The 4966-nt window shown below is 77.1% G+C and carries 5 protein-coding genes; 4 read left to right on the forward strand and 1 reads right to left on the reverse strand.

Features of this window, described 5'->3' with window-relative positions:
* The first annotated feature begins 237 nt into the window (after positions 1–237).
* Complete coding sequence (locus FA014_RS20240; RefSeq protein WP_195969355.1) at positions 238–531, forward strand: hypothetical protein; 294 nt, start codon at positions 238–240, stop codon at positions 529–531.
* A gap of 79 nt (positions 532–610) precedes the next feature.
* Positions 611–1567 (forward strand): D-alanyl-D-alanine carboxypeptidase family protein, encoded by a 957-nt coding sequence (locus FA014_RS17820; RefSeq protein ID WP_195969356.1) that lies wholly within the window; start codon positions 611–613, stop codon positions 1565–1567.
* A 57-nt stretch (positions 1568–1624) separates the two neighbouring features.
* On the opposite strand, the gene FA014_RS17825 is transcribed toward FA014_RS17820, so the two are convergent.
* Positions 1625–2500, reverse strand: a complete 876-nt coding sequence (locus tag FA014_RS17825) for a formate/nitrite transporter family protein (protein ID WP_230323355.1) — start codon at positions 2498–2500, stop codon at positions 1625–1627.
* A 131-nt stretch (positions 2501–2631) separates the two neighbouring features.
* Between FA014_RS17825 and FA014_RS17830 the strand changes: the two genes are divergently transcribed.
* Together FA014_RS17830 and FA014_RS17835 are read left to right on the forward strand one after the other, a co-directional pair.
* Positions 2632–4284 carry a GGDEF domain-containing protein gene (locus FA014_RS17830; RefSeq protein WP_154730971.1) on the forward strand — a complete coding sequence of 551 codons (1653 nt, stop codon included), beginning with the start codon at positions 2632–2634 and terminating at the stop codon, positions 4282–4284.
* A 69-nt stretch (positions 4285–4353) separates the two neighbouring features.
* A partial coding sequence (locus FA014_RS17835; RefSeq protein WP_154730972.1) for an NAD-dependent epimerase/dehydratase family protein occupies positions 4354–4966 on the forward strand: 613 nt, incomplete at its 3' end.

Here is a 4966-nt window from a genome sequence, read left to right on the forward strand (position 1 = left end):
TGCGGGCGCGCGGCGGCGGGGACCGGGCGGGGCCGCGGCGGCCCGACAGCCCCGCGGCGCCGTCCGCGGGCCGGAGGTCCCACCCAGGACCGGCGGTGCGCCACGCACCGGGGCCACCCGCGCCACCTACCGGCCGCGCTGAGCCACCCAGGCCACCACTCACCGTCGCTGCGGGCACGCAGTCTGGACGACGAGCCGCGCGGACCGGCCACGCGGCCCGACCCGGGGGAGACGCGCGTGCCGACCCAGTCCCGACCTGCCGCCCTGCTCGACGGCACCACCGACCCGCTCACCAAGGCCCGTCTGCTCGCCGCCGTGCTGGGCCGCCCGATGTCCGGCGCGGAGCTGGACCGGCGCGCCCGGACCGACGGGGTCGCCGACGCGGTCGACGAGCTGGTGCTGTCCGGCTCGGTCCGCCGCACGAGCGACGGAGGGCTCGAGCTCGACCCGCGGCGCCGCACGGCCGCCCTCGACGCCCTGGCACGCGATCTCGGCGCGGGCGACACGCCCGCGCACCGTCCGCGGACGTGAGGCGGCACGCCGGGCTGTCCTCGGGAGGCGATCCGTCGGACACTGGGGGCTGACCCGCCCCCGGACCTGGAGCAACCACGTGACGCCGCGCCCGCAGCACCGCCACGGCCCTCGGCCCGGCGCGCACCGGCGCGGTGGCGCCCGGCTGCGGTTCGCCCGGCCCGTCCAGGTGGCCTCGGTCGCGGTGCTCGGCGGCCTGCTCGCGGCGGTCGCGCTCCAGGACGTCCCGGCCCTGTCCGGTCCCGCCGCCGGACCCGCGGTCGCGGCGCCCGCGCGCGGGCCGCAGCCCGCCCCCGCGCCCACGCTCGCCCCGTCGGTGCTCGGCGTGCTCCCCGGGCCCGTTCCCACCGACGTGGCCGACCCGGCGACGGTGCGCACCCCGTCCGGCGTGCCGGACGTCCCGGCCGCGGGTACCACCCTGGTGCCGCCCGCCCCGGCGGGGCTGGACCTCGCGCTGCACCCCACCGACGACCCTGCGAGCCCCTGGGTGGTCGTGAACAAGGCGCTGCCCCTCGTCCCGGCCGGCTGGGCGCCCGCCGAGCTGGCGGTCGTCGCCGGGTACCAGGTCCGCCCGGAGGTCGCCGACCCGCTCGCCCGGATGATCGCCGCCGCGGCGGGCGACGGCGTCACGCTCGCGCTGCGCAGCGCGTACCGCTCGTACGACGACCAGGTGCGCGTGCACGCCGACCTGGTCGCCCGGGTCGGTCAGCAGCGCGCGGAGGAGGTGAGCGCCCGGCCGGCGCACAGCGAGCACCAGACCGGGCTGGCGGTGGACGTCGGCAGCACCACCCGGCCCGACTGCGACTTCCAGGACTGCTTCGGCGACACCGACGAGGGCCGGTGGGTGGCCGCCCGCGCGGGGGAGTTCGGGTTCGTCGTGCGCTACACCGCCCAGAACCGGGCGGTCACCGGGTACGCGCCCGAGGGCTGGCACCTGCGCTGGGTGGGGGCGGACCTGGTGGCGGAGCTGGACCGCCGCGGGGTCACGACGCTCGAGGAGGCGTTCGGGCTGCCGGGCGGCCCGGACTACCGCTGACCGCCCGCGGGCCGCTGCACCGCGTACCCGTCGCCGGCCGCGCCGCGCCGCGGCGTCCTACCGCGGGTCGTCCGGCGTGCTCGTCCCGCGACCCTGCTGGCGCAGCCACTGGGAGTCGTCGTTCACGTAGGCGTAGTAGAGCCCGATCAGCAACCCGCCGCCGATGAAGTTCCCGATCAGCGCGATCGCGACGTTCCCGGCCGCCAGGCCGACGTCGATGCCCTCCTGCAGCCCGACGATCGTGAACAGGACCGTGTTCGCCACCGAGTGCTCGAGGCCGAGGAACGCGAAGATGAACACCGACGTGATCATCACCAGGCACTTGGTCAGGTCGTCCTTGATCAGGCCGTTGTAGACCAGCAGCATCGCCACGTTGATGCAGAAGTTGCACAGCACCGCCCGCACCAGCAGGTCGACCCAGCCCGTGGGCCCGTCCGCGACGTAGGCGAGCTTGTGCTCGACCGAGGCGACCATCTCCTCGAGCGGGGCCCCCTCGACCAGCGTCGACAGGCGCAGCAGCACCGCGACGAACAGGCCGCCCACCGCGTTCCCGAGGTAGCACAGGCCGAGCATGCGCAGCGCCCGCAGCCAGCTGGTCCGGCGGTGGTACGCCCCGATCGAGACGATCATCATGTTCGAGGTGAGCAGCTCGGACCGCGAGTAGTAGATGAACACCAGCGCCCAGCCGAACACCACGGCGCCGACCAGCCGGCCGACGGGCCGGACCGAGCCGTCGCCGATGCCGGCGAACGCCCCGAGGACCGCGTAGTAGGTGGCGTACAGCAGCCCGATCAGGACCCCGGCCATGGCCGCGCGCTGCAGGTAGCGGCGGGCCAGCCCGCCGGACATCGTCGTCTTCGTCTCCAGCACCTCGAGGGCGGTGCTGATGAACTGCTTGCCCGGGAAGAGGGACTGGGGGTCGGCGGTGCTCACCGCGCACAGGGTGCCACACCGCGTCCCCGCACGCCCTCCGGGTGAAAGACGCGCCGATCGGCTCATCACCGCAGGTCGGGGGCCCGATCACACAGATGACCCGCCATGGACGGCGGGCGGGACGAAGGACCATGACGGCCACATCGATCGACGCACCCGCACCACCCGGCGCCCCCACCGACTGGGAGGCCGCGGTCGAGGAGCTCGCGCTGCTCGCCGACTCGGACGCCGGGGCGTGCGTCCGCCGTGCCGAGGACCTCATCGCCGAGTCCGTCGACCAGCGCGCGGGCGGCGCCGAGATGCGCCTGGCCTACTACGCCGCGGTCGCGCACCACGCCCTGGGGGAGGACCCGCGCGCGCTGGAGCGGGCGGCGCGCGCCGAGCACCTCGCGCGGGAGCGCGGCGCGCTGGTGTGGCAGTCCCGCGCGCTCGCCCGGCAGGGCCTGGTGCACCACGAGCTGGGCCACACCGAGGACGCCGTCGACCTGCTGACCCGGGCGGCCGAGCTGCGCCGCGAGGCCGACGACGTCGCGGGGACGGCCGACGTCCTGACCATCCTCGGCTCCGTGTACACGTCGATGCCGCACTTCGCCCCGCAGGCGGCGGGCGTGCTCACGCAGGCGCGTCGCCTCTGGCTGGCCGCGGGGGACCCCGACCGCGCGTCGATCGCGCTGGCGAACCTCGCGCGCACGTTCGTCGAGGCCAGCCGCCGGCTCGTGGCCGACAACCCGCGGGGCGCGCGCGCGTCGGCCCGCCGGGCGCTCGCCCTCGCCCTGGAGGCGGTGGACGAGGCCGACGCCGCCGGGCTCACCCGCACCGCCGTGGACGCGCGGCTGACCGCCGCGGTCGCGCACCTGCTCGCGGGCGACCGCGACGCCGCGGCGGTGGTGCTGACCGCGGCCGGCGCCATGCTCGTCCGGTTCCCCGCGGCCGGGCTCCAGCTGCAGCTGCACCGCATCCGGGCCGGGATGCTGCTCGACGCGGGCCGGCTGCCCGAGGCGGTCACGGAGGCGCGGGCCGGGATGGCGATGTGCGACGCCCTGCGCCGGCCCGCCGAGCGCACGGAGCTGCTCCGCGTGCTCGCGGACGCGCACGAGGCCCTGGGCGACCCGGTCGCCGCGCTCGCCGCGCTCCGCGAGCTGCACGCGCTGACGGTCCGGCTCGGCGACGCGCAGGCCGAGCGCCGGGCGGCCCTCCTGGGCGCGCGGATGGAGGTCGAGCAGGCGGAGCGGCAGGCCGAGGCCGAGCGGCGCCGCTCCGAGGTGCTGGAGGAGCGCAACGCCCGGCTCGCGCACGAGGCGGCCCACGACGGGCTCACGGGCCTGGCGAACCGGCGCACCCTGGACGCCGAGCTGGACCGCTGGACGGCGGAGCGCGGCGCCTTCGCGGTCGCGCTGCTCGACATCGACCACTTCAAGCGGGTGAACGACACCTACTCGCACCAGGTCGGGGACGCCGTGCTCGTCCGGGTCGCCGCCGCCCTGCAGCAGTCCCTGCGGCGGGACGACCTCGCGGCGCGGTACGGGGGCGAGGAGTTCGCCGTGCTGCTGCACGGCCTCAGCGGCAACCGGACGGTCGACGTCTGCGACCGGCTCCGGGCGACGATCGCGGACCTCGCGTGGGACGACCTCATGCCCGGTGCGCGGCTGACGGTGAGCATCGGCGTCGCGGAACGGCACCCCGGCGAGCCGGTCGCCGGCCTGCTGACCCGCGCCGACGGGGCGCTGTACCGGGCCAAGGCGGCCGGGCGGGACCGGGTGCGGGTGGCGGACCCGGCGGCCTGAGGTCCGGTCGCGGCGACCCGGGTCGGGTCCGGCGCGCGCGACCGGCGGTCCGGCCGCAGACTGCCGGGCATGGAGCAGCCAGACGTCGTCGTCACCGGCGCAGCCGGCCGGATCGGGACCTACCTGCGCACGGCCGACGGCGGACTGCGGGCCCGCGGCTGGCGGCTGCGGCTCGTGGACGCCGACGTCCCGGACGACCCGGCACCCGCGACCGACGAGCCGTTCACCGCCGTCGACCTGACCGACGAGGAGGCGATCGACCGGCTCGCCCCGGCGCTGGCCGGTGCGGCCGGCGTGGTGCACCTCGCCGGCATCCCGTCCGAGGACACCTGGACCCGCGTGCGCCGGGCCAACGTGGACGGCACGTACCGGGTGCTCGAGGCGGCGCGCCGGTCCGGGGTGCGCCGCGTGGTGCTCGCCAGCTCGAACCACGCGGTCGGCTACTACCCGACCGACCGGGAGGCCCGCGTGGACGGGCCCGCCCGGCCGGACTCGTTCTACGGCGTGTCGAAGGCGGCGGCCGAGGCGCTCGGCAGCCTCTACGCGGACAAGTACGGCCTCGAGGTCGTGTCGCTGCGGATCGGCCTGTGCGCCGACCGGCCGGCGAGCACCTTCGACCTCGGGATCTGGCTCAGCCCGGGCGACGCCGTGCGGCTGGCCGACGCCGCGCTGCGCGGGCCGG

The sequence above is a fragment of the Cellulomonas hominis genome, from assembly GCF_005239125.1.
Taxonomy (GTDB): Bacteria; Actinomycetota; Actinomycetes; order Actinomycetales; family Cellulomonadaceae; genus Cellulomonas; species Cellulomonas hominis_A.

What these genes read in the sequence shown, in the direction of transcription:
- FA014_RS17830 (WP_154730971.1), top strand. Translation starts at nt 2,632, where the DNA reads ATGACGGCCACATCGATCGACGCACCCGCACCACCCGGCGCCCCCACC.